Source organism: Streptomyces actinomycinicus (assembly GCF_016741775.1).
GTDB classification, from domain to species: domain Bacteria; phylum Actinomycetota; class Actinomycetes; order Streptomycetales; family Streptomycetaceae; genus Streptomyces; species Streptomyces actinomycinicus.
Window position 1 is genome coordinate 1 of the sequence record NZ_JAERRK010000057.1, and the last position, 1,919, is coordinate 1,919.

The window sequence follows — 1,919 nt, forward strand, 5'->3', positions numbered from 1 at the left end:
CGTCCAGACCTTCGTGGATCGCTGGATCCACCTCCTCGACGTGGCCACGGCCCATCCCGACCGGCCGCTCGACGCCGTCGACCTCCTCACCCCCGAGGAGCACCAGCAGCTCCTCTCCACCTGGCTGGACACCGGGACCGAGGTGGGGGCGGGCCTGTTGCCGGACCGCTTCGTGAAGCAGGCGCGGGCCACCCCGGACGCGGTCGCCCTGATCGCCGGCGACACCACGTTGACGTACGCGGAGCTGAACGGCCGCGCGAACCGGCTGGCGCACGCCCTGCTGGGCCGGGGCGCTGGGCCGGACCGGGTGATCGCGCTCGCCCTGCCGCGCTCGGCCGATCTGGTGGTCGCGCTGCTTGCGGTGCTGAAGACCGGGGCCGCGTACCTGCCGCTGGACCCGGATCATCCGGCCGGGCGCATCGAGTACGTGCTGCAGGACGCGCGGCCCGCCCTGCTCCTCACCACCTCGGCGACGGACTCGCGGACGCCCGGCGGGCCGTCCGAGCGGCTGGTGCTGGACACGCCGGACACGCGGGCGCTGCTGGACGGCTGCCCGGACAGCGACCCGGCCGACACGGGCCGTGCCGCGCCGCTGCGGCCCGCGGACGCCGCGTACGTGATCTACACCTCCGGCTCCACCGGGCGCCCCAAGGGGGTCGTCGTACCGCACGCGGCGCTGCTCAACTTCCTTGAGGCGATGCGGCAGGAGGTTCCGCTCCGGCCGGAGGAACGGCTGCTCGCGGTGACCACGGTGGCCTTCGACATCGCCGCCCTGGAGCTGTACCACCCGCTCCTGTCGGGCGCAGCCGTGGTCCTCGCGCCCAAGGAGGCCGTGCCGCAGCCGTCCGCCGTGCTCGATCTGATCGTCCGGCACGACGTCACCGTCCTGCAGGGGACACCGTCCCTGTGGCAGCTGCTGGTCGCGCACGAACCGGAGGCCCTGCGGGGGCTGCGCATGCTGGTCGGTGGCGAGGCGCTGCCCGCCGCGCTCGCCGACTCGATGCGGACGCTGACGGACGACCTCACCAATCTGTACGGGCCGACCGAGACCACGATCTGGTCGACCGCCGCCGAACTCGCCGGCGGTGCCGGTGCCCCGCCGATCGGCCGGCCGATCGCCAACACGCGCGTGTACGTGCTGGACGGGGGACTGCGGCTGGTGGCGCCCGGTGTGGTGGGCGAGCTGTACATCGCGGGGGCGGGAGTCGCCCGCGGCTATCTGGGCCGGCCCGGACTGACCGCCGAACGGTTCGTCGCCGACCCGTACGCCCTGGAGCCCGGCGGTCGCATGTACCGCACGGGTGACCTCGTCCGCTGGGACACCGGCGGCCGGCTGGAGTTCGTCGGCCGTGCCGACCACCAGGTCAAGGTCCGCGGCTTCCGCATCGAACCCGGTGAGATCGAGACGGTCCTCGCCGACCATCCCGACATCGCCCAGGCCGCGGTGGTCGTCCGCGAGGACCAGCCCGGTGACGCGCGTCTCGTCGCCTACGTGGTGGCGGACACCTCGGCGCGGGCACACGACGAGTCCGTGGAGCGGGACCAGCTGAGCGAGTGGCAGGACCTGTACGACTCCGTGTACACGACGGCGCCGCAGAGGGCACTCGGCGAGAACTTCGCGAGCTGGAACAGCAGTTACGACGGGGAGCCGATCCCGCTGCCCGAGATGCGGGAGTGGCGGGACACGACCGTGGACCGCATCAGGTCCCTTCGTCCTCGCCGTGTCCTGGAGATCGGCGTGGGTACCGGTCTCCTGCTCGCCGGTCTGGCGCCCGAGTGCGAGGAGTACTGGGGCACCGACTTCTCCCCCGCGGTCATCGAGGATCTCCGGCGCCACGTGGACGCCGATCCCGTCCTGGCTTCCCGGGTCCGGCTGCGCACGCAGCCCGCCCATGTCTCCGGCGGTCTTCCCGCGGGCC

At 73.3% G+C, this 1,919-nt stretch carries 1 protein-coding gene; it reads left to right on the plus strand.

What is annotated here, in order from left to right; translation table 11 throughout:
- Positions 1 to 1,919 (plus strand): amino acid adenylation domain-containing protein (locus JK359_RS38440; RefSeq protein WP_201844371.1); only part of this gene is annotated, 1,919 nt, incomplete at both ends.